The sequence below is a fragment of the Phenylobacterium sp. Root1290 genome (genome assembly GCF_001425305.1).
Lineage (GTDB): Bacteria > Pseudomonadota > Alphaproteobacteria > Caulobacterales > Caulobacteraceae > Phenylobacterium.
The window spans coordinates 1,080,100-1,103,628 of sequence record NZ_LMEE01000001.1 but is presented as its reverse complement, the minus strand read 5'-3'; the positions used below and the strand labels follow the sequence as shown (position 1 = coordinate 1,103,628).

The 23,529-nt window shown below is 66.1% G+C and carries 30 protein-coding genes; 21 read left to right on the top strand and 9 right to left on the bottom strand.

Annotation, left to right across the window (positions count from 1 at the left end; all coding sequences use genetic code 11):
* Positions 1-135 precede the first annotated feature (135 nt).
* Genes trbB through ASC79_RS05325 form a run of 11 tightly spaced genes read left to right on the top strand, consistent with a single transcriptional unit; the run spans position 136 to position 9,049 of the window.
* Positions 136-1,119, top strand: a complete 984-nt coding sequence (gene trbB / locus ASC79_RS05370) for a P-type conjugative transfer ATPase TrbB (protein WP_056020766.1) — start codon at positions 136-138, stop codon at positions 1,117-1,119.
* Positions 1,110-1,421: a TrbC/VirB2 family protein gene (locus ASC79_RS05365; protein ID WP_056020758.1), complete on the top strand. Its 312-nt coding sequence runs from the start codon at positions 1,110-1,112 to the stop codon at positions 1,419-1,421. The genes trbB and ASC79_RS05365 overlap by 10 nt, the downstream gene beginning before the upstream one ends.
* Positions 1,421-1,690 carry a VirB3 family type IV secretion system protein gene (locus ASC79_RS05360; protein WP_056020755.1) on the top strand — a complete coding sequence of 90 codons (270 nt, stop codon included), beginning with the start codon at positions 1,421-1,423 and terminating at the stop codon, positions 1,688-1,690. The genes ASC79_RS05365 and ASC79_RS05360 overlap by 1 nt, the downstream gene beginning before the upstream one ends.
* Entirely contained in the window at positions 1,690-4,137 is a 2,448-nt protein-coding gene (trbE, locus tag ASC79_RS05355; RefSeq protein WP_056020752.1) for a conjugal transfer protein TrbE, read from the top strand. Before ASC79_RS05360 ends, trbE begins: the two co-directional genes overlap by 1 nt.
* Complete coding sequence (gene trbJ, locus ASC79_RS05350) at positions 4,134-4,865, top strand: P-type conjugative transfer protein TrbJ (RefSeq protein WP_056020750.1); 732 nt, start codon at positions 4,134-4,136, stop codon at positions 4,863-4,865. The genes trbE and trbJ overlap by 4 nt, the downstream gene beginning before the upstream one ends.
* A complete protein-coding gene (trbK-alt, locus tag ASC79_RS21745; RefSeq protein ID WP_082531943.1) occupies positions 4,862-5,086 on the top strand; it encodes a putative entry exclusion protein TrbK-alt in 225 nt (74 codons plus the stop codon). The genes trbJ and trbK-alt overlap by 4 nt, the downstream gene beginning before the upstream one ends.
* Positions 5,067-6,230 (top strand): P-type conjugative transfer protein TrbL, encoded by a 1,164-nt coding sequence (gene trbL, locus ASC79_RS05345; protein ID WP_056020747.1) that lies wholly within the window; start codon positions 5,067-5,069, stop codon positions 6,228-6,230. The genes trbK-alt and trbL overlap by 20 nt, the downstream gene beginning before the upstream one ends.
* Positions 6,227-6,913, top strand: a complete 687-nt coding sequence (gene trbF, locus ASC79_RS05340; RefSeq protein ID WP_056020743.1) for a conjugal transfer protein TrbF — start codon at positions 6,227-6,229, stop codon at positions 6,911-6,913. The genes trbL and trbF overlap by 4 nt, the downstream gene beginning before the upstream one ends.
* Complete coding sequence (gene trbG / locus ASC79_RS05335; RefSeq protein WP_056020740.1) at positions 6,913-7,734, top strand: P-type conjugative transfer protein TrbG; 822 nt, start codon at positions 6,913-6,915, stop codon at positions 7,732-7,734. The genes trbF and trbG overlap by 1 nt, the downstream gene beginning before the upstream one ends.
* Positions 7,731-8,834: a TrbI/VirB10 family protein gene (locus ASC79_RS20685; RefSeq protein ID WP_082531942.1), complete on the top strand. Its 1,104-nt coding sequence runs from the start codon at positions 7,731-7,733 to the stop codon at positions 8,832-8,834. The genes trbG and ASC79_RS20685 overlap by 4 nt, the downstream gene beginning before the upstream one ends.
* Positions 8,819-9,049, top strand: a complete 231-nt coding sequence (locus ASC79_RS05325; RefSeq protein ID WP_056020735.1) for a DUF2274 domain-containing protein — start codon at positions 8,819-8,821, stop codon at positions 9,047-9,049. Before ASC79_RS20685 ends, ASC79_RS05325 begins: the two co-directional genes overlap by 16 nt.
* 31 nt (positions 9,050-9,080) lie before the next feature.
* On the opposite strand, the gene ASC79_RS05320 is transcribed toward ASC79_RS05325, so the two are convergent.
* The 3 genes from ASC79_RS05320 to ASC79_RS05310 all read right to left on the bottom strand — a co-directional run bounded on the left by ASC79_RS05320 (position 9,081) and on the right by ASC79_RS05310 (position 10,886).
* The gene (locus ASC79_RS05320; protein WP_056020733.1) at positions 9,081-9,443 is read right to left on the bottom strand and encodes a type II toxin-antitoxin system HigA family antitoxin; all 363 of its coding nucleotides are present in this window, start codon (positions 9,441-9,443) and stop codon (positions 9,081-9,083) included.
* 22 nt (positions 9,444-9,465) lie between these two features.
* Positions 9,466-9,759, bottom strand: coding sequence for a type II toxin-antitoxin system HigB family toxin (locus tag ASC79_RS05315; protein WP_056020730.1), 294 nt, complete (start codon positions 9,757-9,759; stop codon positions 9,466-9,468).
* Between the two features lie 65 nt (positions 9,760-9,824).
* A complete protein-coding gene (locus tag ASC79_RS05310; RefSeq protein WP_056020727.1) occupies positions 9,825-10,886 on the bottom strand; it encodes a site-specific integrase in 1,062 nt (353 codons plus the stop codon).
* Between the two features lie 105 nt (positions 10,887-10,991).
* On the opposite strand from ASC79_RS05310, the gene dusA reads away from it, so the two are divergent.
* The gene (gene dusA, locus ASC79_RS05305; protein ID WP_056020724.1) at positions 10,992-12,023 is read left to right on the top strand and encodes a tRNA dihydrouridine(20/20a) synthase DusA; all 1,032 of its coding nucleotides are present in this window, start codon (positions 10,992-10,994) and stop codon (positions 12,021-12,023) included.
* Here dusA and ASC79_RS05300 read toward each other — a convergent pair.
* The 3 genes from ASC79_RS05300 to ASC79_RS05290 form a co-directional block, all read right to left on the bottom strand.
* Positions 11,967-12,470, bottom strand: coding sequence for a TIGR02281 family clan AA aspartic protease (locus ASC79_RS05300; protein ID WP_056020721.1), 504 nt, complete (start codon positions 12,468-12,470; stop codon positions 11,967-11,969). The genes dusA and ASC79_RS05300 overlap by 57 nt on opposite strands.
* Positions 12,471-12,601: 131 nt before the next feature.
* Complete coding sequence (locus ASC79_RS05295; RefSeq protein ID WP_056020718.1) at positions 12,602-12,820, bottom strand: DUF1289 domain-containing protein; 219 nt, start codon at positions 12,818-12,820, stop codon at positions 12,602-12,604.
* 18 nt (positions 12,821-12,838) lie between these two features.
* Positions 12,839-13,261 (bottom strand): PaaI family thioesterase, encoded by a 423-nt coding sequence (locus tag ASC79_RS05290; protein WP_056020715.1) that lies wholly within the window; start codon positions 13,259-13,261, stop codon positions 12,839-12,841.
* Positions 13,262-13,434: 173 nt separating this feature from the next.
* Between ASC79_RS05290 and ASC79_RS05285 the strand changes: the two genes are divergently transcribed.
* Together ASC79_RS05285 and ASC79_RS05280 are read left to right on the top strand one after the other, a co-directional pair.
* Positions 13,435-13,752 (top strand): hypothetical protein, encoded by a 318-nt coding sequence (locus tag ASC79_RS05285; RefSeq protein ID WP_056020713.1) that lies wholly within the window; start codon positions 13,435-13,437, stop codon positions 13,750-13,752.
* 153 nt (positions 13,753-13,905) lie between these two features.
* Positions 13,906-15,363: a phospholipase D-like domain-containing protein gene (locus ASC79_RS05280; RefSeq protein ID WP_056020710.1), complete on the top strand. Its 1,458-nt coding sequence runs from the start codon at positions 13,906-13,908 to the stop codon at positions 15,361-15,363.
* Here the strand turns inward: ASC79_RS05280 and ASC79_RS05275 are convergent.
* Complete coding sequence (locus tag ASC79_RS05275) at positions 15,350-16,081, bottom strand: endonuclease/exonuclease/phosphatase family protein (RefSeq protein ID WP_056020707.1); 732 nt, start codon at positions 16,079-16,081, stop codon at positions 15,350-15,352. The two genes, ASC79_RS05280 and ASC79_RS05275, sit on opposite strands and share 14 nt — an antisense overlap.
* 204 nt (positions 16,082-16,285) lie before the next feature.
* Here ASC79_RS05275 and ASC79_RS05270 point away from each other — a divergent pair, with 204 nt between their 5' ends.
* A complete protein-coding gene (locus ASC79_RS05270) occupies positions 16,286-17,488 on the top strand; it encodes an acyl-CoA dehydrogenase family protein (protein ID WP_056020698.1) in 1,203 nt (400 codons plus the stop codon).
* A gap of 85 nt (positions 17,489-17,573) precedes the next feature.
* Positions 17,574-18,719 (top strand): acyl-CoA dehydrogenase family protein, encoded by a 1,146-nt coding sequence (locus tag ASC79_RS05265; protein ID WP_056020695.1) that lies wholly within the window; start codon positions 17,574-17,576, stop codon positions 18,717-18,719.
* A gap of 63 nt (positions 18,720-18,782) precedes the next feature.
* Here the strand turns inward: ASC79_RS05265 and ASC79_RS05260 are convergent, their stop codons facing one another.
* Entirely contained in the window at positions 18,783-19,532 is a 750-nt protein-coding gene (locus ASC79_RS05260) for an exonuclease domain-containing protein (RefSeq protein WP_056020692.1), read from the bottom strand.
* 130 nt (positions 19,533-19,662) lie between these two features.
* On the opposite strand from ASC79_RS05260, the gene ASC79_RS05255 reads away from it, so the two are divergent.
* Positions 19,663-20,085, top strand: a complete 423-nt coding sequence (locus ASC79_RS05255; protein ID WP_056020689.1) for a VOC family protein — start codon at positions 19,663-19,665, stop codon at positions 20,083-20,085.
* A 70-nt stretch (positions 20,086-20,155) separates the two neighbouring features.
* Positions 20,156-20,662, top strand: coding sequence for a hypothetical protein (locus ASC79_RS05250; RefSeq protein WP_056020686.1), 507 nt, complete (start codon positions 20,156-20,158; stop codon positions 20,660-20,662).
* Here ASC79_RS05250 and ASC79_RS05245 read toward each other — a convergent pair.
* A complete protein-coding gene (locus tag ASC79_RS05245) occupies positions 20,655-21,236 on the bottom strand; it encodes a gamma carbonic anhydrase family protein (RefSeq protein WP_056020683.1) in 582 nt (193 codons plus the stop codon). The two genes, ASC79_RS05250 and ASC79_RS05245, sit on opposite strands and share 8 nt — an antisense overlap.
* Before the next feature lie 104 nt (positions 21,237-21,340).
* Between ASC79_RS05245 and ASC79_RS05240 the strand changes: the two genes are divergently transcribed.
* From ASC79_RS05240 to ASC79_RS05230, 3 genes are read left to right on the top strand one after another with little or no spacing between them, the layout of a single operon-like run.
* The gene (locus tag ASC79_RS05240) at positions 21,341-22,234 is read left to right on the top strand and encodes a DMT family transporter (RefSeq protein ID WP_056020680.1); all 894 of its coding nucleotides are present in this window, start codon (positions 21,341-21,343) and stop codon (positions 22,232-22,234) included.
* The gene (locus ASC79_RS05235; protein ID WP_056020677.1) at positions 22,231-22,956 is read left to right on the top strand and encodes an N-acetylmuramoyl-L-alanine amidase; all 726 of its coding nucleotides are present in this window, start codon (positions 22,231-22,233) and stop codon (positions 22,954-22,956) included. The genes ASC79_RS05240 and ASC79_RS05235 overlap by 4 nt, the downstream gene beginning before the upstream one ends.
* Positions 22,953-23,468 carry a GNAT family N-acetyltransferase gene (locus tag ASC79_RS05230; protein ID WP_056020675.1) on the top strand — a complete coding sequence of 172 codons (516 nt, stop codon included), beginning with the start codon at positions 22,953-22,955 and terminating at the stop codon, positions 23,466-23,468. The genes ASC79_RS05235 and ASC79_RS05230 overlap by 4 nt, the downstream gene beginning before the upstream one ends.
* Positions 23,469-23,529 lie beyond the last annotated feature (61 nt).

Genomic DNA, 23,529 nt, shown 5'->3' with positions numbered 1-23,529 from the left:
TGCGCGGCGCCGTCGCGGGCAAGTGTCCACGCGAAGCGCCACTACGCCCCAGCCAAGGCTGTTGAGTTTCGCCGCAGGCCGCGATCACTGATGAGCCGAGCCTGGCCGTGATGGTCCGGGCCCGGAGCTCCGCTGATGCGTCAGATCGCCGAAGATCCCGTCCTGATCCGCAGCGCGCGCATGTTGCGCACGGCGATGGGGCCGCAGATCGCCGCATGGCTGGACGATCCCGCAGTCGTCGAGGTGATGCTCAATCCAGACGGTCGCCTTTGGACTGATCGACAAACACAAGGACTTTGCGCGACCGACGTCAGGCTGGATCCGGGCGCTGGCGAACGGATAATCCGGCTCGTAGCCCATCACGTGGGCAGTGAAGCTCACGCCGGGGCGCCGAGGGTCTCAGCGGAACTGCCAGAGACTGGCGAGCGCTTTGAAGGTTTGCTGCCGCCGGTGGTGACGGCGCCGGCCTTCTCGATCCGCAAGGCGGCCGGCGCGGTGTTCGATCTGGCCAGCTACGTCGAGCGCGGGACGATATCGCTGGCGCAGGGCCTGGCGCTCCAGGCCGCGGTCGCTGAGCGCAAGAACATCATCGTGGCGGGGGGCACCTCCACAGGCAAGACGACGCTGGTCAACGCCCTGCTCGCCGAGGTCGCCAAGACCGGCGACCGTGTCGTGCTCATCGAGGACACGCGCGAGCTGCAATGCAGCGCGCCGAACCTGGTAGCTTTGCGCACGAAGGACGGGGTCGCCAACCTCACACAACTCGTGCGCAGCGCGCTGCGTCTGCGTCCCGACCGCATCCCGATCGGCGAGGTGAGGGGGCCCGAAGCGCTCGATCTGCTGAAGGCCTGGGGAACGGGTCATCCTGGCGGCGTAGGCACGCTGCACGCCGGTTCAGCGATAGGCGCATTGCGGCGCCTTGAGCAGCTGACGCTCGAGGCGGTCCCGGTCGTCCCGCGGTCTCTCATCGCAGAAACCATCGACGTCATCGCCGTCCTGGCGGGCCGTGGCGACAGGCGCCGGCTCATCGAACTCGCCTCCGTCCAGGGGCTCGGTCCCGAGGGCCGTTACCGCCTCACACCTCTCATTCCGAACGAAGGAACTCCCTCATGCGTCTGAGCTCGGTCTATGCACGCCTCGTAATGCTGGGAGTGGCGCTCGCCGCAGGTCCGGCCCATGCCGCGGGCTCGTCGATGCCTTGGGAAGGGCCGCTCCAGCAGGTCCTGGATTCCATCGAAGGGCCGGTGGCCAAGATCGTGGCAGTGATCATCATCATCGCCACCGGCCTCAGCCTGGCGTTCGGCGACACGTCAGGCGGCTTTCGGCGGTTGATCCAGATCGTCTTCGGACTCTCCATCGCCTTCGCCGCTTCGAGCTTCTTCCTGACCTTCTTCTCGTTCGGCGGCGGGGCGCTCGTCTGATGGATGTGTCGCTCCAAGCGCCAGTCCTGGAGGCTCCGGTCCACCGGGCATTGGTCGAACCGATCCTGCTGGCCGGCGCGCCCCGGGCGATGGCGATCGCGATCGGGACACTGGCCGCTGCGATTGGCCTCGGGCTTCGGCTCTGGCCCGTCGGCCTTGCTGTCTGGGTGGTCGGCCACCTGCTGGCGGTTTGGGCCGCACGTCGCGATCCGCAATTCGCAGAGGTCGGGCGGACGCACCTGCGGCTCCCAGCCTGGATGGACGTCTGATGATGAGCTTGCGCGAATACCAGCGCCGGCCGGCGCGGCTGGCGGACTATCTGCCTTGGGCGGCGCTCGTCGCGCCCGGCGTCGTACTGAACAAGGATGGCTCGTTCCAGCGCACAGCGCGGTTCCGAGGACCGGATCTGGATTCCGTCACCGAGGCCGAACTAGCCAACTCCGCGGCCCGCCTAAACGCGGTCCTTAGAAGGCTTGGCAGCGGGTGGGCGATCTTCGTGGAAGCTCGGCGCGATCCTGCCCAGGACTACCCGCATAGCGAATTCCCCGATCCGGTCAGCGGTCTCATAGACGCCGAGCGTCAGGCCGCCTTCAAGGCCGAGGGAGCCCACTTCGACAGCCGATTCTATCTGACGTTCCTGCATTTGCCGCGCGCCGAGCGCGGGCGACGGATGGAGAGTTGGATCTACGAGGGCCTGCCCGCAGCCGGTGAGGATTGGCGCAGTCAGCTCGCCACTTTCATCGATCAAACCGACCGCATCCTGGCCCTCCTGGAGGGCCTGATGCCGGAGCTGAGCTGGCTGGGCGACGCCGAGACGCTGAGTTTTCTGCACGGCGCAGTCTCGACGAGCCGCCAGGGGGTGCGCGTTCCGGAGACACCGATGCACCTCGATGTCCTGCTGGCCGACCGGCCGCTGGCGGGTGGGTTGGCGCCGCGCCTTGGCGCGTCCCACCTACGGGTGCTGACGATCAATGGCTTTCCGAGCGCCACTTGGCCTGGGCTGCTCGACGACCTCAATCGGCTGGCCTTTCCTTATCGCTGGACCACGCGGGCCATCTGCCTCGACAAACTGGATGCGGCCAAGTTGCTGGGAAAAATCCGGCGCCAGTGGTTCGCCAAGCGCAAGTCGCTCGCGGCGATCCTGAAAGAGGTGCTGACCAACGAGGCGTCTGCGCTCATCGACACGGACGCCGAGAACAAGTCCCAGGACGCCGACGCGGCGCTGCAAGACCTTGGGGCCGACGCTGCTGGCCACGCCTTCGTGAGCGCCAGCGTGGTCGTCTGGGACGAGGATGTAAACATCGCCGACGCCCGCTTGCGCCTCGTCGAGAAGGCGCTGCAGGCGCGCGACTTCACCTGCGTACTGGAACGGGGCAACGCCGTGGACGCCTGGCTCGGTTCGTTGCCGGGACACGCCTACGCCAACGTGCGGCAGTCCCCGATTTCGACGCTCAATCTCGCGCACATCATCCCCGTGTCGGCAGTCTGGGCAGGACCTGAGCGCAACGAGCATCTGAACGCCCCGCCACTTCTGCTGGCTAGCACTCACGGCTGCACGCCGTTCCGCTTCTCTCCGCATGTCGGCGACGTCGGACATACGCTCGTGCTTGGTCCGACCGGGGCCGGAAAGAGCGTTCTTCTGGCCCTGATGGCGCTGCAGTTTCGCCGCTATCCGAACTCGCAGACCTTCGCATTCGACTTCGGAGGATCGATGCGCGCGGCGACCCTCGGTGTCGGGGGGGCCTACCACGACCTTGGCGTCGCCATTGGCAGGGAGGGGGCTCCCAGCGTGTGCCTGCAGCCGCTCGCCAATTGCGATGATCTCGACGAGCGGGCCTGGGCGGCCGACTGGTTGGCGGCGCTGATGGCTCGTGAGAACGTCGCGCTCGATCCGGAAGATCGCGGGCGCATCTGGAGCGCTCTGTCCAGCCTCGCGAGCGCGCCGGCCGCCGAGCGCACGCTCAGCGGGCTTGCGGCTCTGCTGCAGTCGGCCAAGCTCAAGCAAGCGCTGGCGCCCTATACGCTCGCCGGGCCGTGGGGCGGCCTGCTCGACGGAGACCACGAGCATCTGGGAGCGGCCTCGGCAACCTGCTTCGAGACGGAGGGCCTGATCGGTTCCTCTGCTGCGCCCGCGACCCTGAGCTACCTCTTCCATCGCCTTCGCGATCGTCTCGATGGCCGGCCCAGCCTGGTGTTCGTCGACGAGGGGTGGCTGGTCCTCGATGATCCACTGTTCGGCGCTCAGCTGCGCGAATGGTTAAAGACGCTGCGCAAGCTCAACGCCGCCGTGGTATTCGCAACTCAGTCCCTGGCCGATGTCGAGGCCAGCGCGATTGCCCCGGCGATCATCGAGAGCTGTCCGACCCGGATCTTTCTCCCCAATGACCGAGCGCTCGAGCCGCAGATCGCAGCAGCCTACGCACGGTTCGGGCTCAACAGCCGGCAGATCGAGATCATCAGTCAGGCGACGCCCAGGCACGACTACTACTGCCAGTCACGCCAAGGCGACCGTCTGATCGATCTCGGCCTGGGCGACATAGCGATGGCCTTCTGCGCGGCGTCGTCGCGTCCCGACCAGCTGGCCATTTCGAGCCTGCTAGCCGCCCACGGCCTCGCCGGATTTCCGGCCGCCTGGCTGGCGCATCGGGAACTCGGCTGGGCCGCTGAACTGCTCGGCTCTCAAACTTCGGTCCAGCCAGAGGAGATTTCCCAATGAGGGCCCGTCTCACCCGCCGCGCGCTCTGGGCCGGCATGGCGCTCACCAGCCTCGTCGCCAATCCGGCCTTCGCGCAGCTGGCGGTGTTCGATCCGACCAACTACGCCTCGAACGTGCTGCAGGCCGCGCGCGCCCTCGAGCAGATCAACAACCAGATCCAGAGCCTTCAAAACCAGGCGCTCAGCCTGGTGAACCAGGCGCGCAATCTCGCCCAGCTCCCGTATTCGGCCTTGGCCTCGATCCAGCGCAATCTCGACGGTATCCGTGAGCTGATGGGGCAGGCGCAGCGGATCGCCTACGATGTCCGCGCTATCGAAGAGGCTTTCACGAAGGACTATCAGGTTCTCGCCTCGGCGACCGATCGCGAACTCTTTGCGGCCGCAAGGGCGCGCTGGGCGAACTCGGCGGCGGCGTTCAAGGACGCCCTCAATGTCCAGGCCGGCGTCGTCTCTGGACTTTCCTCAACCGCGGGCGAGGTGCGAGCGCTAACCGCGGCGAGCCAGGGCGCCACCGGGATCGTCCAGGCGACGCAGGCGGGTAATCAGCTGCTGGCGCTGCAGTCCCAGCAGCTCACCGAACTGGTGGCGCTGCTGGCGGCGCAGGGACGTGCCGAAGCGCTCGAGCAGGCCGACCGGCAGGCCAGTCGAGACCAGGCGCGTGAGCAGTTCCAGCGGTTCATCAGCCGCCGTGAAGGCTATCAGCCCGTCACGGTGGAGATGTTCCGTTGAAGGCGCAGGCGCTGCTCGCCGCGCTCCTTGCGCTTGAAGGCTGCAACGGACCCAGCACTACGGTCCCCACATCCGACCCCGCGCTGGCCGCAGAGCTTAAGCGGTGCCGCGGCCTTGGCTTGCAGGCCTACGACAGCAGCACGTGTCGGGCTGCTCAGCAAGAACAGCAGAGGCGCTTCTTCACGCCATCCGGAGGTGCAGATGAACCCCGGCGTCGCTGACCGCTTCCTCAACGTCTTCACCACCTACATCGACTCCGGCTTCGGCCTGGTCGGCGGGGAGGTGGCCTTCCTGGCGACGACCCTTGTGGTCATCGACATGACGCTCGCCGCGCTCTTTTGGGCATGGTCGCCGGGCGAGGAGATCCTCGCGCGGCTGGTCAAGAAGACCCTCTATGTCGGCGCGTTCGCCTTCATCCTTTCGAACTTCAACGCGCTTGCACGGATCATCTTCGAGTCCTTCTCAGGGCTCGGGCTTCAGGCGGGCGGCGGCGGAATGGCGGCAGGCGAGTTTCTGCGGCCAGGCCGCCTCGGTCAGGCCGGCATCGAGGCAGGACAACCGATTCTCGAAGCGGCTCAGCAGATGTCGGGCTTTCCGGCGGTGTTCGACAACCTTCCTCAGATCGCCGTCCTGCTGCTCGCCTGGCTGGTCGTGGTGCTCGCCTTCTTCGTGCTGGCCGTCCAGCTCTTTGTCACGTTGGTTGAGTTCAAGTTGACCACTTTGGCCGGCTTCATCCTCGTGCCGTTTGGGCTTTTTGGCCGCACCGCCTTCCTGGCCGAGCGGGTGCTCGGCAACGTCATGGCCTCCGGCGTCAAGGTGCTCGTGCTGGCGGTCATCGTCGGGATCGGTTCAAGCCTGTTCGATGAATTTATTCAGGATTTCGGTGGGTTGTCGCCAAGTCTTGAAGAGGTTCTATCGCTCGCCCTGGCGTCTCTCTGCCTGCTCGGCCTAGGGGTGTTCGGTCCTGGCATCGCCAGCGGGCTCGTATCGGGCGGGCCGCAGCTAGGGGCTGGCGCAGCGGTCGGGACCGGCCTTGCCGCCGGCGGCATCGCCGCCGCGGGAGCTGTTAGCGGGCGGTTGTTGGCTGGTTCGGCGGTGGGCGCGGCCCGGTCGATCGTCAACGCCATACGCAAGTCCCCAAGCGCTCCTGGCGGAGGCGCTCCGCCGGGCGGGGGGCCGCGTCCAGCGTCCGCCGCAGCGGGAACGGCAGGCTCGTCGCAGGGCGGGCAGCCGCCGGCATGGGCGCGGCGTCTGCAACAGAGACATGCAGCCGGCGATGCGGCTTCCACGGCCACCCACGCCCTTCGGTCGGGAGACCAGTCGGGCGGCGGCGCATCGGTTTCACTCTCGGAGGAGCGCTCATGAATCCGTTCAAGCGACACGGCGTGCGGTATGGCGCAACGCCGGTTCTCGAAACGCCATACCAAAGGGCTGGCCAGGCCTGGGACGACCGGATCGGTTCGGCGCGGGTGCAGGCCCGCAGCTGGCGGCTGATGGCCTTCGCCAGTTGGGCGCTCTCAGCTTGCCTCGCTGGCGCCCTGGTTTGGCAGGGTGCAAGGGGCTCAATCACGCCCTGGGTCGTAGAGGTTGATCAGCTTGGAGCTACGCAAGCCGTAGCGCCTGCCGAAGCGGGGTACACGCCGCAAGACTCCCAAGTCGCCTGGCGCCTGGCGCAGTTCGTGGAAGAGGTGCGCTCGGTGTCGGCCGACCCGGTCGTCGTCCGCCGCAACTGGCTGCGCGCATATGAATTCACAACCGACCGTGGGGCCGCGGCGCTCAGCGACTATGCGCGCGGAGCCGATCCTTTCAGCAAGGTCGGGCAGGTCCAGGTCGGGGTCGATGTCTCGAGCGTCATCCGGGCCTCGCCCTCAAGCTTCCGCGTGGCCTGGACCGAGCGACGCTATGTCGACGGGGCCTTGGCTTCCACCGAGCGTTGGACCGCGATCCTCGGCGTCGTCATCCAGGCGCCGCGCACCGCCGACGAAATCCGGCGAAATCCGCTGGGGATCTATGTCCATTCCCTCGACTGGTCGAAGGAGCTCGGCTGATGCGACCTGCTCTTGCAGTGGCCGTCTTCCTGGCGCCGTCATTTGCTTTCGCGGCGCCGCTCGCAGAGGTCGGGCGCGCCAATCAGATCGCGAGAGTTGAGCCGCGCCGCGAGGCTTACGCCAACGCGGCGCAGGTCTTCACCTATTCTGACGCTGCACTCTTCCAAATCTACACCGCGCCTGGGCAGGTCACCGACCTGGCGCTGCAGCCTGGCGAACAGCTGGTCGGGGAGGGCGCTCTGGCGGCCGGCGACACGACGCGCTGGATCATCGGCGAGACGCGCAGCGGAAGCGGGCCTGAGCTGCGTGTCCATGTTCTGATCAAGCCGATGCAGAAGGGTCTGACGACCAATCTCGTCATCAACACTGAACGCCGCACCTATCATCTTGAGCTGAGATCGACAGGCGGCGCCTATCTCGCGGCGGTACGCTGGCGATATCCGGTTGACGAAGCGCGCGAGTTGGCGGCCGTCCGGGCGATGGAGGCTGAGCGCCGCGCCGAACAGATGAAACTCACGCAGGCGCCGCCGAGCGTCCCATTGAACTTCGCCTATCGGATAGAGGGCAGAGCGCCGTGGCGCCCCGTGCGTGTCTATGACGACGGGCGCCAGACTTTCATTGAGTTTCCAGACGCCGTCGCCCGTGGCGACCTTCCCCCCGTCTTCCTGAGAGGTCCGGGCGGCGATCTGGAGTCGGTCAATTATCGCGTCGTCGGTGGCCGAATGGTTCTCGATCGGCTGATTGAGATCGCTGAGCTTCGCCTGCAACAGGGCCGAAAGCAGATTGCGGTGCGTGTGATCCGATCGGGAGCCGGCGCATGACGCGGGTTCTGGACCAGGTCGTGGAAGTCGCGCCCGATCTGTGCCTACGCGCCGAGCCGCCGACAGTGGCTCGCCTTTCGCGTAGGGCGCTGATGCTGATGTCGGGCGCAGCCGCGGCCGCGCTCGCAGGTGCAGTGGTTTTCGGCCTGAACGTAAAGTTTCGCCCTGCGCCCCCGGAGCCTCAGTTCACTGTAAGCGCGACGCCGCCCGAGCAGCTGAAGGCGTTGCCTGCGGACTACCGTGGAATTCCGAAGCTGGGCCCGCCACTGCCGGGCGACCTTGGGCGGCCCATGCTGGCTGCTGAAGGCGAACTGCCGCCGCAGCGTGCCGATGCTCAGGCGTCGCAAGCTGCGAGGACTCGCCAAGCGGCCCGCGAGGCGGCGCAGCGGAGCCAACTGTTTTTGGTTCAAAGCGGCCGCTCACCCGCCGCCAATCGAGCTGCGGATGTCCTTCGTCCTATCCCGTCGCCGGCACCATCTGGCGCCACGGCTTCACCTTGGCTCCCAAAGGACGGCGGCGCGCCGCCCACGGTGCAGGCCGGGACCCTGATCGCGGCCGCGATGGTCACGGGCCTGCAATCGGATCTCCCAGGACAGGTGGTGGCTCAGGTCACCCAGCCGGTTTTCGACAGCCAAACGGGCCGCACGCTCCTTATCCCACCGGGGGCCAAGCTCATCGGGGCCTATGACAGCAAGCTCGCCTTCGGCCAAAGACGCGTTCACGTCGTTTGGACGCGGCTCCTGCTGCCGAACGGGCGGTCGGTGACCCTCGGCGACTTTCCGGCGGGGGATGCTCTCGGGCGAGCGGGGCTTGAGGACCAGGTCGATCGCCATTGGGGCGTGCTCTTCGGCATGGCCGCCCTTTCGACCCTCTTGGCGATCGGCTCGGAGGTGGGCGCCGACGATGATGACGAACTCGTTCGCGCCATTCGACGGGGCGGCGCCGATACCTTCAATCAGGTGGGTCAGCAAGCGGTAGCGCAGGCGCTGTCGCAGGCTCCCACTTTGAAAATTCGCCCAGGTGCGCTGGTGCGAGTGATCGTCACAGACGATCTCAAACTTCAACCCTACCAGGAGCATTCGAGATGGCCGAACGACTGAAGCTTGCTTCCCTTCTCGACGACACGCCGGTGAAATTGACTGTCGAGCTTCCGGCGGCGGTGCATCGCGACCTCGTGGCGTACGGCGAGGCGATGGCGAAGGAGGGCGGACGCATAGTCGAGCCGGCGAAGCTCGCTCCGGTCATGCTTGCGCGCTTCATGACGACGGACCGCGCCTTCGCTCGCATGAAGCGTAGGGGCGGGCCGCCTACCTAGCTCAGGGTAGGTCTCTGGGGCTCGCGAGTCGCTAGATCAGCACGTCCGCCGGTACTCCCCAGGCGCTTCGGAGCTGGCGAATCTGGTCGAGCGACAGAGAGCGCTTTCCCTTTAGAACCTCGGATGCCCGAGGAGCGCCGATCACTGCGGCCAGGTCAGATTGTGACTTCCCCTTGGAGTCCATGACCTGCGCCAACGCCTCGGCAGGATCCTGTGGCGCAATTGGGAAATGATCCTGCTCGTACTTCGCCAGCAGAAGCCCAAGCACCTCAAAGCGGTAGGCCTCTTCCGTGTCGGGCTGGGGTTCGTTGTCGAAGTAGCTCTCATACTCCCGCAGCGCTGCCTCGAACTCCGATTCGTCGCGGATCGGGCGCAGGGGCGTGGCCAAGCTCATTTGGGCCTCCTCGACCGCCAGATCACACCGATGTCGCATCAATCCGATCATACTCCGCATGGGTGCCAACGAACTTCACCAGCACCTGCTTGAATGGGTAGGAGATGCGCGCCACGACCCGATAGTTGTTGCCGCCGACGTCGAAGACCACGCGGTTGTCGGCCAGAAAGTCAGCCGATCCGAAGGTTTCTCTGACGTCCTGCGGAGTGCTCCACTCCGCTGCGCGCGCCAACTTGTACCAAGTCGTTAGCGGGCCCTTGGCGGTTGGGTGTCGAGCCCAAAACGCCTGCAGGGTTCGCAACGCCACTACGTTCATTCGTGCATGCCTATAACTCTTCCCAGTTTGGGAAGCAAGAATATTTCCCATATTGGGAAGGCGTATCAGGCGGCGCGGTTCGCAGCGATGGCATGAAGCGTCTCTGGACGAAGGTGCGTGTAGCGCCGGAGCATCTTCCAGTCTTTGTGTCCGGTGACGAGCGCGACCTGTTGGATCTCAAAGCCGGCCTCGAAGAGCCGACTGGTTCCCTCATGGCGCAGGTCGTGGAAGTGGAGGTCGGAGATCTTCAACTCGCTGCACGCGCGTGTGAACGCGGTGCCGGCGGACTTGTGGACGTAGGGAAAAATGCGGTCGTCTTCGTTGGCGCGGATCGCGCGCTGTTCCTCGATCAACGCCATCGCGTCGTATCCAGAGACCGCGAGCAGGGGGATCCTCTGATCGTTGCCCCTCTTCTGACGAGGGTCCTTCCGATCGCGGATCGTGAGCATCTTCGTCCGAGGATTGAGGTCGCTCCAGGTGACCCGGCAGATTTCCTCCTGCCGCATAGCTGTGGCGATGGCGAACTTGATGATCCTGCTCATGGGGATCGTGAGCCGATCATTCGCATCGAATTGCTCAAACAGCGCCGCCAACTCCTCTTCCGTCGGCCTGCGGTCCCGCTCATTGCTCTTGCCGATGAGGCCTAGCCGCTTGAGCGCGATGCGAGCTAATTCGACCGGCTCCACCTTCACTGGAATGCCGTGCACCGCAGCGGCATGTGAGAGCACCAATCGGATTGCTCCGATATCCATGCCGACTGTCACAGGCCCCGCGCCGGCTGCAGCTCTCCTGCGCCCAAACTGAACGAGGCGCTCTCGATCGACCTCGACGAGCTTGAGCTTGCCGAGGTCGCGTCGGAGCATCTGCAACGTTGCATCCTTGGACCGACCGGGCGCTCGTCCCACGTCCTTCATGTCGTCGATGTGCAGGTCGATAAGTTCACCGAATGTACGGATGCGAGCGACCCGCGTGGCGAGGGGGGGCTCTCCTCGGTCGATCTGGCGTTCAGCATCGAGGGCCCAGCTCTTGGCGTCTTCGTGGCGCACGAAAGTCTCGCTCAGAGTGCGGCCTTTGCGCCGGACCTGGGCGCGCCAGCGCCCGGATTTCTGTTTGCGGATGGAGGCCATTTTTGCGTGCAGAACGGGTGCAGTGAGTTAGCGAAAGGGGGCGAATTTCGTCGTAAAATGGCGTAGAACCGCGCGTTCCTCGGCCCGCCTAAGTCCTTAAGTTATATGCAAAAAAATACGCAATTTCAAGCACATAGGCTGTCCGTTGCACCTATGATGGACTGGACGGACCGGCATTGCCGAAGCCTGCACCGGACGCTGTCGGCGCGGGCGCTGCTCTATACGGAGATGCTGACGACGGGCGCGGTGTTGCACGGCGACCGGGAGCGGCTGCTAGCCTATGACCCCGCCGAGCATCCGGTGGCGTTGCAGCTTGGCGGATCGGAGGCCGCCGATCTGGTCGCGGCGGCGAGGATTGGCGAGGCCGAGGGCTATGACGAGATCAACCTCAACGTCGGCTGCCCGTCAGACCGAGTTCAGAGCGGGCGGTTCGGCGCGTGCCTGATGCGCGAGCCTGAGTTGGTCGCCGAATGCATGGCGGCGATGGGGGCGGCGGTGAAGGTCCCGGTGACGGTGAAGTGCCGGATCGGGGTCGATGACCAGGAACCGGAAGAGAGCCTGTTTCAGCTGGTCGATCTTTGCGCCCAGGCCGGGGTGTCGCTCTTTGTCGTCCATGCGCGCAAGGCATGGCTGAAGGGCCTGTCGCCGAAGGAAAACCGCGACGTGCCGCCGCTGGACTACCCGTTGGTGCACAGACTGAAGCGCGAACGCCCGGACCTGACCATCGTCATCAATGGCGGGATCGGTTCGCTGGACGAGGCCGAGCAGCATCTGGGTGCGGTCGACGGCGTGATGCTTGGGCGGGCCGCGTACCACACGCCGGCGCTGTTGGGGCAAGTCGATCGGAGGATCTTCGGCGTCGATTGCGCGGACGGCGATTCATTCCAGGCCGTCGAGCTTTACCGCCCCTATGTCGAACGTGAACTGGCGGCTGGGACCCATCTGGCGGCCATGACCCGGCATATGCTGGGCTTGTTCCATGGTCTGCCCGGCGCGCGGGCGTGGCGGCGGGTGCTGACAGTGGAGGGCGTGAAGGCCGGCGCGGGCGTGGAGGTGATCGACGCGGCCTTGGCCGAGGTCTTACGGGCGCAGGATGAGCGCCGTGCGCGTGGCCTCGAAGCTGGCCAGGCGGCCTAGATAGGTCATTCCTAGCAGCGAGCTCTCCAGCCCGCTTTCGATCACCAGGGCCTCGACGTCGTTGAGCGCCGCCCCGGCTACCGAGACCCGGCCGAGCGTGACCGCGGCCGCACGAGTCTGCCCTGACGCGGTGACGACATTGTAGTTGTAGTCGAGCTTGTCCGTGGCGATGCCCAGACGCTGGGCGTCGGCCAGGGTGAGGGCGACGGCGCTGGCGCCGGTGTCGACCAGGAAGCGCACGCGCGAACCGTTGACGTCAGCCTCGGCCCAGTAGTGGCCGTCGCCGCCCTTGGCGATCGAGGCCGCCTGAGCGTGGGGCGCAGTCTGCGGCGCGATGGCGAGGGCTGCGCGCAGCTCGGGCTTGGGATTGGTGAAGGTGTCGAGCGCCTCGGCAGCGCCCACCGCCGACACGGCGCCAAGAAGCGCCACTACCGCCAGTTTGAGCATGTCCACACCTCGCCGCTTGGGCTCACCCAAAGGCCGTCTGCGGCCCTGTTCGGCGCGAACCTTACGGGGGGTGGGTTTGCAAGGGGTGAATCGAAGCTTGCGTAAAACCTAACAAACGCAACGGGTTAAGGTTAAAACATCGCCAATTTTTCGGGGCGGATAAGGCCTCGGCGAGCGGGCAGCTCGGCCATGATGCGGTCGCGATCCTCGTCGCTGAGCTTCGCCCAGCCGGCGACCTCGGTGAGCTTTCTATAGCAGCCGAGGCAGAGGCCGCTCTCTCCGTCGACGACGCAGACCTTGATGCAGGGCGTCTTGATCGGGGCGGGGGGGCGGGAAGGCGTATCGGTCATGGTTCGCTGGCTGTTTGATCAGGGGATAGCGTAGGTGACGGTGGCTTGGGCCGCCAGCCGTTCCGGGCTCTCGGTCCAGAGCCGAACGTCGCAGACCGCGTTGCGCCGTCCCAGGCGAAGCATGTTCGCCTCGGCATGCAGATCGCCCGGCTGGGCGCCGCGTAGGAAGTTCATCACCAGGGAGCTCGTGACCGCCATCAGCTGGTCGCCGATGTGGGCGAGGATCAGAGCGTAGGCTGCAGTGTCCGCCAGCGACATCAGGGTGGGTCCGGAAATCAGCCGGCCTGGGCGAAGCATGCTGTCGTGATAGGCGCGGACGATCACGGCGCGCCCGGGCTCGACCTCGAGCACGCGCGGAAAGTGTTCGTCCGAACCGTCTGGAAAGGCGCGCCGCAGCAAGGCGTTCACGCCGTCGGTGTCCAGCTTCAGCGATAGGGTCATAGCCCAGCTTCGCGTCGCGACCCGTTCATTACAAGATATTTATGTTCTAAAGTAACGTTTGGAGATCATGACTATAAATTAATGTGCGAATACTAATTATTGCCAGGAATTCATTTGAGCATTCGAGGGTCCGAGAGCAGTTTCGCCTCACTGATTTTCGAGGGAATAACGCCATGAAACTGTTCGCCATCGCCATTACGTCCGCCGGTTTGCTGGCTGCGGCCGGTTCTGCGGCGGCCGCCGTCAGCGACGTCGATTATCTGAAGGCCAGCCGCTGCCGTGGTCTCGCCGAAGGCGGTCTGACCACGGTCGACACTGCGGCCATGGACGCCTTCATCAAGAACGAGGGCCGCACGCGCAACGCCTTTGTCACCGAGCGCGGCAAGAGCGAGTTCGACAAGGCCAAGCGTGAGACCAAGACCGACAACACCGACCGCAAGGCCCGCCTGGTCGCGGAACTGACCGGCCCCTGCCAAGCCTACAGAGGCTAACGGCGCCCCAGCCGCCGGAGCCCGTCCGGTGGTGTTTCGCAAACTTCGAGCGCCCGCGTCCCCCCGCCGGGCGCTCTTTTCTTGTGTCGCGGAACCAGGCTTGGCCGTACGCTTTTGATCGGTGGGTGCTGTAGCTGGGCGATTGGGTCTGCGATGGATTTGTTGAGGCCCGGTGAAACGTGCTGGCGCAAGGAGCGCGCGGGCCGGGCTGCATTCCTGGTCGATACCGAAGCCTATTTCACCGCGGTCTTCGAGGCGCTGCGCAAGGCGCGCCGCTCGGTGCTGTTGCTGGGCTGGGGCTTTGATCCGCGGGCGCGGCTGTTCCCGGACGGCTTCGATGGGCCAGACGACCCCGATGAGGTCGGCCGTATCCTGGTCGCCCTGGCCAAGGCGCGGCCCGATCTCGACATCCGGGTGCTGATCTGGAAGTCGGCCCTGCCGATCGCCGCCAGCCAGCAGTTCTTTCCGCACAAGGCCCGCAAGTGGTTCCGCGGCACCGGCGTGAAGTTCTGGCTCGACGACCATGTGCCGTTCGGCGCCTGCCATCACCAGAAGGTGCTGGTTGTCGATGACGCCCTGGCCTTTTGCGGCGGCGGGGACATCAGCGTCGATCGATGGGATACGCCGGGGCACCTCGAACACGACCCGCGGAGGATCATGCCCGACCAGCACCATCATGCGCCGCGTCATGAGGTGATGATGATGGTCGACGGCGCGGCGGCGGAGGCGCTGGGCGACCTGGCGCGCGAGCGCTGGCGGCGCGCCACCGGCGAGGCGCTGCCCAAACCCGAACCGGCGAACGAGGATCCCTGGCCTGCCTATATCCCGGCTCACCTGCGCGACGTGGACGTCTCGATCCAGCGGACGGAACCGGAGTGGGATCAGCGCCCTTGCGTCGATGAGATTCGCTGCCTGACGATCGAGTCGATAATGGCGGCCAAGTCACTGATATATCTGGAAAACCAGTACTTCGCTTCGCCGATCTACGCCGCGGCGCTCGCCCAGCGGCTGGCCGAGCCGGACGGACCGGAGGTCGTGCTCATCTCCACAGGCCAAAGCCCCAGCTGGTTCGACCAGCTGACCATGGATCGAGCGCGTTCGAACATGCTGTGGCGGCTGCGTTCGGCCGACATCTTCGGGCGTTTCCGCGCCTGGTATCCCACCACGCCCTCAGGGACGAAGATCATCGTCCACTCGAAGGTGACGGTGATCGACGAGTGGCTGGCGCGCGTGGGGTCGGCGAACCTCAACAACCGCTCGGGCGGCTTCGACACCGAGGTCGAGCTCGGTGTCCAGGTCGAAGAGGGCGTCGAGGAGATGGCGATCGGCGCGCTGCGCGATCGGCTGATCGGGCATTTCGTCGGCTGCACCGGCGATGCGGTCGCCAAGGCGCGGGCCGAGCGCGGCAGCATGATTTCGGCCATCGATTTCCTGAACGGGGAGGGGCGTCTGTCGCCGATCCTGCCCATGAAGCAGACCCCGCTGGGCGAGATTATCGCCACCTATCACCTCGGCGATCCGTACGGCGTGACGGATTCCTGGCGGGCCAGCCGGCGCCGCGACATCCTCTATACCGAGGACCCGCTGCACACCCGGTTCATGCCACGCTGAAGTCCATCACCAGCGGCAGGTGATCCGACGCCACGCGGGTCAGCGGATCGTAGGGCGCGAACACGTTCTCCACCCTGATCTCCGGGCTGACGAAGATGTGGTCGATGCGCAGCACCGGCAGGGCCGAAGGGAAAGTCGAGGTCGGCGATTTGCGTGGCGAGAGCCTGCGCGCCGCGGCCAGTTTGGCGCTCAGCGTTCTATAGACCACCGAGCTGCCGGTGGCGTTGAAGTCGCCCAGCAGGATGGTCGGACCCTGGCGCATCGGGTGCCCCAGCCATGACGGGCCGGCGATCCACCCGGCCTGCAGCTGCTGTTCCTTCGGCACCAGGCCCAGGTGGGTGTTGATGATCTGCACGGGGCGGCCTTCGACCTCGGCGGAAATCCAAACCGCGCCGCGTGGCTCCAGCCGCGGGATCGCGGGATGGCCGGGCAGCGGCCCGGTCTGGATCATCCGCTCGGGATAGGTGGTCAGGATGGCGTCGCCATAGAGCTCCTCCTCGACCCGCAGGGCGGGGTGGAAGTGGAAGGCCATCTTGAGCCGCCGCGCGATCTGGTGGGCCTGATCGACCCCGCCGGTGCGGGCGCGCCCGACGTCCAGCTCCTGCAGGGCGACGATGTCGGGCTTGAGCCGCGCGATCACCTCGGCCACGCGCCCGACGTCCAGTCGCCGATCCGTGCCGACGCAACGATGGACATTGTAGGTGAGGATGCGGGGCATGCGGGTCAGGGAATGCACGCCGCGAGCGTCCGGCGCAACGGGTCCAACGCTGGTGCAAGGCGAAGGTTCGCGAAGGCCCCGCCAACTGAACCGCGATAAGTTGAAGTGACGTTGACGTAAGGGTCATCTTCCCATCGCCGCGCGACGCGCGTATGGTCCGGCCCAACGAAATACGCTGTAAATGCTCGCGCCTGGGAGCCGCCTATGAACCTCGACTTTTCGCCCGAAGACGCCGCTTTCCGTGAGGAAGCCCGCACCTTCATCGCCCAGAACTATCCCCAGCAGCTGCGCGACAAGCAGGATCGCGGCGAGGAGCTGAGCAAGGAAGACTATCTCTCCTGGCACCGCATCCTGGCCAAGAAGGGCTGGGCGACGCCCTCGTGGCCGGTCGAGTTCGGCGGCACCGGCTGGACGCCCACGCAAAAGTACATCTGGTCGGAAGAACAGGCGCGCGCCGATACCCTGGGCATCTTGCCGTTCGGCGTCTCCATGCTGGCGCCGGTGATCTACACCTTCGGCACCCAGGAGCAGAAAGAGAAGTTCCTGCCGGGGATCCGTGACGGCCTCGTGTGGTGGTGCCAGGGCTACTCCGAGCCGGGCGCCGGTTCCGACCTCGCCTCGCTCAAGTGCAAGGCCGAGCGGATCACGGGCGACGACGGCAAAGAGTACTACATCGTCAACGGCCAAAAGACCTGGACAACGCTGGGCCAACACGCCGACTGGGGCTTCTTCCTGGTCCGCACCGATCCGGACGCCAAGCCGCAGTCCGGCATCTCGTTCCTGCTGATCGACATGAAGACCCCGGGCATCGAGGTGCGCCGCATCACGACCCTTGAGGGCGGCCATGAGGTCAACGACGTCTTCCTCGACAATGTGAAGGTGCCGGTCGAGAACCGCGTCTTCCACGAGAACCAGGGCTGGACCTGCGCCAAGGCGCTGCTCGCCCACGAGCGCACCGGCATCGCCGGCGTCGCCCGCTCGAAGCGCGGCCTGGAGAAGGTCCGCGAGATCGCCGGCACCGAGCTTTCGGACGCCGGCGGCCCGCTGCTGGCCGACCCGTTCTTCAAGCGCAAGGTCGCCGAACTGGAGATCGACCTGACGGCGCTGGAGTTTACTGAACTGCGCACCCTGGCCGGCGAAAGCAGCGGCAAGGGTCCGGGGCCGGAAAGCTCGATCCTCAAGATCAAGGGCACCGAGATCCAGCAGCGCCTCACCGAGCTGGTGCTGGAAGCGGTCGGCCATTACGGCGCGCCCTACCTGCGCGACCTCGGCCACAACACCAATATCGGTCCCGACTACGCCGACGGCGTGGCCGGCGGCTACTTCAATATGCGCAAGACCTCCATCTACGGCGGGTCGAACGAGATCCAGCGCAACATCATCGCCAAGATGGTGCTGGGCCTCTAAGCGCCGATCGTCTTAACTCACATAACAACGCCTATTTCCCGCCTGGGCCCGAGCGCCCAGGCGGGGTGACGCACGGGGAAACCAGATGGATTTCAGCTTCACCGAAGAACAGTCGATGCTGCGCGACACCGTCGCGAGCTATCTGGCCGATCACTACAGCTTTGAGCAGCGTCGCGACGCCCTGAAGGCCGAGCCCGGCTGGCGCCCGAACGTGTGGAAGGCCTTCGCCGAAGAGCTGGGCATCCTGGGCGCGCCGTTCGCCGAGGAGCTCGGCGGCCTGGGCGGCGGCTCGACCGAGAACATGGTCATCATGGAAGAGCTGGGCAAATCCCTGGTGGTCGAGCCCTATCTCGGCACCGTGGTGATCGGCGGCGGTTTCCTGAAGCATTCGGGCTACGCCGGCGCCAGCGATCTGATCGGCGGCATCATCGGCGGCGAGACCATCATCGCCTTCGCCTATGCGGAGCCGCAGGCCCGCTACACCTGGCAGGACCTGAAGACCACGGCCAAGAAGGACGGCGGCGGCTATGTCATCAACGGCCACAAGGCTGTTGTGATCGGCGCGCCATACGCCACGCACCTGATCGTCACCGCCCGCACCGGCGGCGGCCAGCGCGACGCCCAGGGCGTCTCGGTGTTCATCGTGCCGAAGGACGCCAAGGGCGTGACCACGCGCGACTACCCCACCGTCGACGGCTTCCGGGCTTCGGAAGTCACCTTCGAAAACGTCTCGGTCGGCGCTGACGCGCTGATCGGCGCGGACGGCGCCGCCCTGCCGCTGGTCGAGAAGGTCATCGACGAGGCCATCGTCGCCACCTGCGCCGAAGCCTGCGGCGTGTTCCGCAAGCTGCACGAAGGCACGCTGGAATATACCAAGCAGCGCAAGCAGTTCGGCCAGCCGATCAGCCAGTTCCAGGTGCTGCAGCACCGCATGGTCGACATGTTCATCAACCTCGAGCAGTCGATCTCGATGACCTACATGGCCGACATCAAGCTCAGCGACAGCGACGTCGAGCGGGCCAAGGGCGCTGCGGCGGCCAAGGTCCAGATCGGCAAGGCGGCGAAGTTCATCGGTCAGAACGCCATCCAGCTGCATGGCGGCATGGGCATGACCGATGAAATGGCCATCGGCCACTACTTCAAGCGCGCCACCATGATCGAGAGCGCCTTCGGTTCGACCGATCATCACCTCGGCCGCTACGAGAACCTGAGCCTGGGCAAGGCGGCGTAACGCCAAAGCCCATCAGGGGGAATTCCAAGGCGGCGCTCTTCGGGGCGCCGCCTTTTTCGTGGGTCAGAGCAAGGTGCGCTGGATGGGCGGGGCAGGGTCCCGGTCGCTCGCCTCGCCGCGGCGGCGCAGTTCGGTCTCGGCGCTGAAGCGGAGATTGGGATCCCGGTCCTGGGCGAAGGCCTGCAGGACATCAGTGCGGACGCCGGTCCACGGTCGACCTCGATCCGGGCCGGTGGGCACGCGGGGCAGCAGTCCCGGTTCATCGCTCCAGACCAGCAATTGTTCGATCGAAGCCTGGTTCAGCATGTCGCGCAGATGGTGGGCGGTGACGTAGGCGTCGGGCATCGCGCGGTGTGCCGGAAGCCCGATTTCGCGGTCCAGGCCCGGAGGCATGCGTTCATACCTGAGCATCTGGTTCGAGAACCCCGGCAGGTCCGGCCACAGTCGCAGGGCGCACTTCCAGGTGCAGATCCAGCGGGCCCCGCCGCTGAGCGCGGGCGTACAGAAGCGCTGCTCGAAGGCCGCGCGGTGCGCGGCTAGCGCCAGTACGCCGCCCGGCGGCCGCAGGACCTCCGGGGCGGCCTCCTTCCAGAACGGGGCTCCGGCGACGTCGGCGTCCATGATGTGGTGGATCGCCATCGTGGCCGTCGAGATGGGGCGCCCAGGATTGACGAACATCGCACCGCGGTCGTCATTCACGGCCCAAAGGCCGTCCACGCCTTGCACGACGTCCTGCCAGCCGATCTCGCACACTTCATGCGCCGAAGCGCCAGAGGTCTCCAGGTCGATAACGCGGATGCGGGCGGGGGCCATTCAGCCAATATGGTCGCGTTGCGCGGGTCCGCCCGAAAAAGTTGGCGTGGCCCAAAAAAGTCGGCGTCGGATGTCGGGACGGGCGGACGGCGTTCGTCCTAGGATCCAACCGTCCTCAAGGAGCGATCCCATGCGAATGATTTTTGTGAACCTGCCGGTGAAGAGCGTTGCGGCCTCTCGCCAGTTCTTTGGCGCCCTCGGCTTCGGCTTCAACGAGCAGTTCTCGGACGAGAACACCACCTGCATGGTCATCGAGGAGAACATCTTCGCCATGCTGATGGAGCACGTGCGTTTCCAGGATTTCATCACCGGCGAGATCAGCGATGCGACGAAGGCGACAGAGGTCCTGACCTGCCTGTCGGCCGACAGCCGCGCCCAGGTGGACGACACGCTGGCCAAGGCTCTGGCGGCGGGCGGCAAGTCCTGGAAGCCGATCCTGGACATGGGCCCGATGTACGGCTGCAGCTTCCAGGACCTCGATGGCCATGTCTGGGAGCTGATGTACATGGACCAGGCGGCGATGGCTGAGATGGAAGCTGCGCAGGCCTCGTAGAACATCCATTGCTGGCCATGCCCGTCGGTGCACGCAATAGTTGTGCCTGGCGAGCCGGAAAGGACAAGGCATGGCCAGTTTCACTGTGGCGAGCGCGGAAGAGTTCGACGAGCGCCTGGCGCTGGTCGCGTTGCTCGATTTGCTGGTCGAGCTGATCGGCGAGATCTGGGAGGATCGTGAACTTCTTCTGCCGCCGTTGCCGCTGTTCGCGGACGGCCAGCCGGCGGCGTTCGCGATCGCGCGAGATCAGATCGCACTGCTGAGCCAGTTGGTGATGACGGTGGAGCAGCCGCTGGAGGTCTGGGACGATTACGGCCTGCGCGGCGAGGCGCTGCGCTTCAAGCTGCTGATCGTCGCCTTCGCCAACGCCCGCATCGCTCCGGCGCGCAACCAGGCGCTCGGCGCTGTGACCGATGGCGAGCGTCCAGGTCGCCTCGCCTTCTACCGGCGCGCGGTGCAGGGAACGCTGGCCGCCATCGACGGGCCGCTGGAGTCGCTCACCAAGTTCATCGGCGTCAAGGAGGGCGTGGTCGAGTTCAAGAAGGGCCTGGAGGTCCTGCTAGGTCTCGTCAGCTAAGGGCCTGCGCCAGCCGTGCGTGCTCGGCCGCCATCTCGGCGCGGAAGCTCTCCTTCGACCACAGCCGGTAGTCGCCCTGGGCGTAGGCCTGGGCGTTGCGCCAGTAGAGGAAGGCGTTCATCGCGTTGGCGCGGCTGCTATCCCGTGTCTTGGTGGCGACGCCCGGCGATCCCATGACGATGGAGTTGGGCGCGATCACCGTGCCTTCCTTGAGGAAACTGCCGCCGGCCACGATTGAGCCGGCGCCGATCACGCAACCGTCCATGATCGTCGCGCCGATGCCGATCAGGCAGTTGTCGCCGATATCGCAGCCATGCAGCGTGACGTGGTGGGTGATCGAGCAGTTCTCACCCACGATCGTCGGCGTGCCCGAGCCGACATGGATCATTACGAAATCCTGGATGTTGGTCCGCCTGCCGATCGCCACGTGCTGGCTCTCGGCGCGCACGACGACATTGCACCAGATCGACGCCTCAGCGGCGATCTCCACGGCCCCGAAGATGCGGGCCGATGGATCGATCCAGGCCGAACCGTGGTCTTGGACATCGGGACCGAGAAAGGGGGCGGCGGTCATGGCGTAACTCCAACAGCAGGCAGGCGGCCACAATCGGGGATTTCCCAAACGTCAGACAAGTCGCGCACTTGCCAAACGCGGTCCAACCGCGCCTAAGCGGGGACATGTCCCTTCGCGACTTCGCCCTTCTGGTCTTCGTCTGTCTGCTGTGGGCGACCAACAACATCGTCTCGAAGTACGTCGTCGCCTACCTGCATGCGCCGCCGTTGTTCTACGCGGCCGTGCGCTTTCTGATCGTGGCGGCGGCGGTGTTTCCCTGGCTGCGCAATCCACCGCGGCCGCTTTGGCGGCTGTTGCTGATCGCCGTCTGCATGGGGGCGGGATCGTTCGCGTTCATGTTCATCGCACTGAAGACGGCCAGCCCCTCGTCGGCCGCGATCGTGAGCCAGCTGATGGTGCCGACCACCACCTTCCTGTCCTTCATGCTGCTGGGCGAGCGGCTGAACCGCCGTCGTCTGCTGGGGATCAGCCTGACCCTGGTCGGCGCCCTGGCCGTCATGTGGGATCCTCATGGCCTGACCCTCAGCGGCGGTCTGGCGTTCGTTCTGGTGTCGGTGGTGCTGGGGTCGCTCGGCTCGGTCCTGATGAAGCAGATGGACGGGGTCAAGCCGCTGCAGTTCCAGGCCTGGGTGGGGCTGGCTTCCGCCGCCGTGCTTGTGCCGTTGACGCTGATCTTGGAGCCTGGGGGCGTCGAGACCGGCCTGGCGATCGGCTGGCGGTTCTGGGCGGCGGTGATCTTCTCGGCCCTGGTGGTCTCGGTGTTCGGCCACACGGCCTACTACTGGCTGATCCAGCGCTATGAGGCGAACCTGATCTCACCGTTGACCCTGATGACGCCGCTGGCCACCATCGGCCTCGGAGTCGTCATCACCCACGATCCGTTCGACGCACGCATGGCGTTCGGCGCCGCGGTGGCGCTGGCGGGCGTCCTGATCATCGCCATGAGGCCCAACCAGATCATGCTTCTGCTGCTCAACCTGCGGGGCCGCACCCGATGAACTTCATCGAGGCGGTGTCGCCCAACTTCAACGAGCGCACGGTCCCGCCGGACATCATCGTCCTGCACTATACCGGCATGCAGACGGGCGAGGCGGCGCTGGAGCGGCTCTGCGACCCGGAAGCGAAGGTCTCGTCGCACTATCTGGTCGAGGAAGACGGCCGGGTGTTCCGCCTGGTGGCGGAGGAACGGCGCGCCTGGCACGCGGGGCTGTCGTTCTGGAAGGGCGAGACCGACATCAACGGCCGCTCGATCGGGATCGAGATCGTCAATCCGGGCCATGAGTTCGGCTATCGCCCGTTCCCCCAGGCGCAGATCGATGCGGTCATCGAACTGCTGAGCGATATCCGCAGCCGGTGGCAGATCGAGGATGCGCGCATCATCGCCCATTCGGACGTCGCGCCCGCCCGGCGGAACGATCCCGGCGAACTGTTCCCCTGGAAGATCCTGGCGCAGGCCGGCCACGGCCTCTGGGTCGAACCGGACGCGGCGCCGGGCGCGCCCCTCGCCGAGGGCGAGGAGGGGGCGGGAGTGTTCGCCCTGCAGGCGGGGCTTACGCGCCTCGGCTACGACTGCGCGCCTTCGGGCAAGTTCGACGCCGAGACCGCCACCGTGCTGCGGGCTTTCCAGCGGCACTGGCGTCAGGAAAAGATCGACGGGGTCGCGGACGGCATGACCCGCGCGCGGCTGATCGCGCTGTTGCGGGCGGCCGCCGGCGCGTGAGCGATTTCGAGATCAGGTCCACCACCATGGCCGCTGCGCCGGAGGTGCTCGCGCTCTATCGCGCGGCCGCCGATGGCGCTGGCGGGCTGGCCCGCCGGCCCGAGGAGATGGACCTTGCCTATGTCGAGGGTTTCCTCGCGAAGGCTCATGCCGGCGGCGTCAGCCTCGGGGCCTGGAGCGAGGGGCGCCTGGTCGGCGAAATCCATGCCGGGAGGATCGGGCCCAACCAGTTCGCCCATGTGCTGTCGGACCTGACCATCGCCGTCGATCCGGCCTGCCAGGGCAGGGGCGTCGGCCGCGCTTTGTTCGGCGCCCTGTTCGCCGCGGCGGCGCAATTGCAGCCGAAAGTCAGCCGCATCGAACTGATGGCGCGCGAGGGCAACGCCGGCGCGATCCGGCTCTATCAGGCGCTCGGCTTCGCCGTGGAGGGCCGGCTTCCTGGGCGGGTCCGGCTTCCGGACGGGACCGTGGAGGCCGACATCGCCATGGGCCTGCTGCTCCCGGACGCTTGACGCGGGCCGCGCCGCCGGTCAGCACTGCGCCCGCAGAATTCCAGCTTCATTCATACCGATT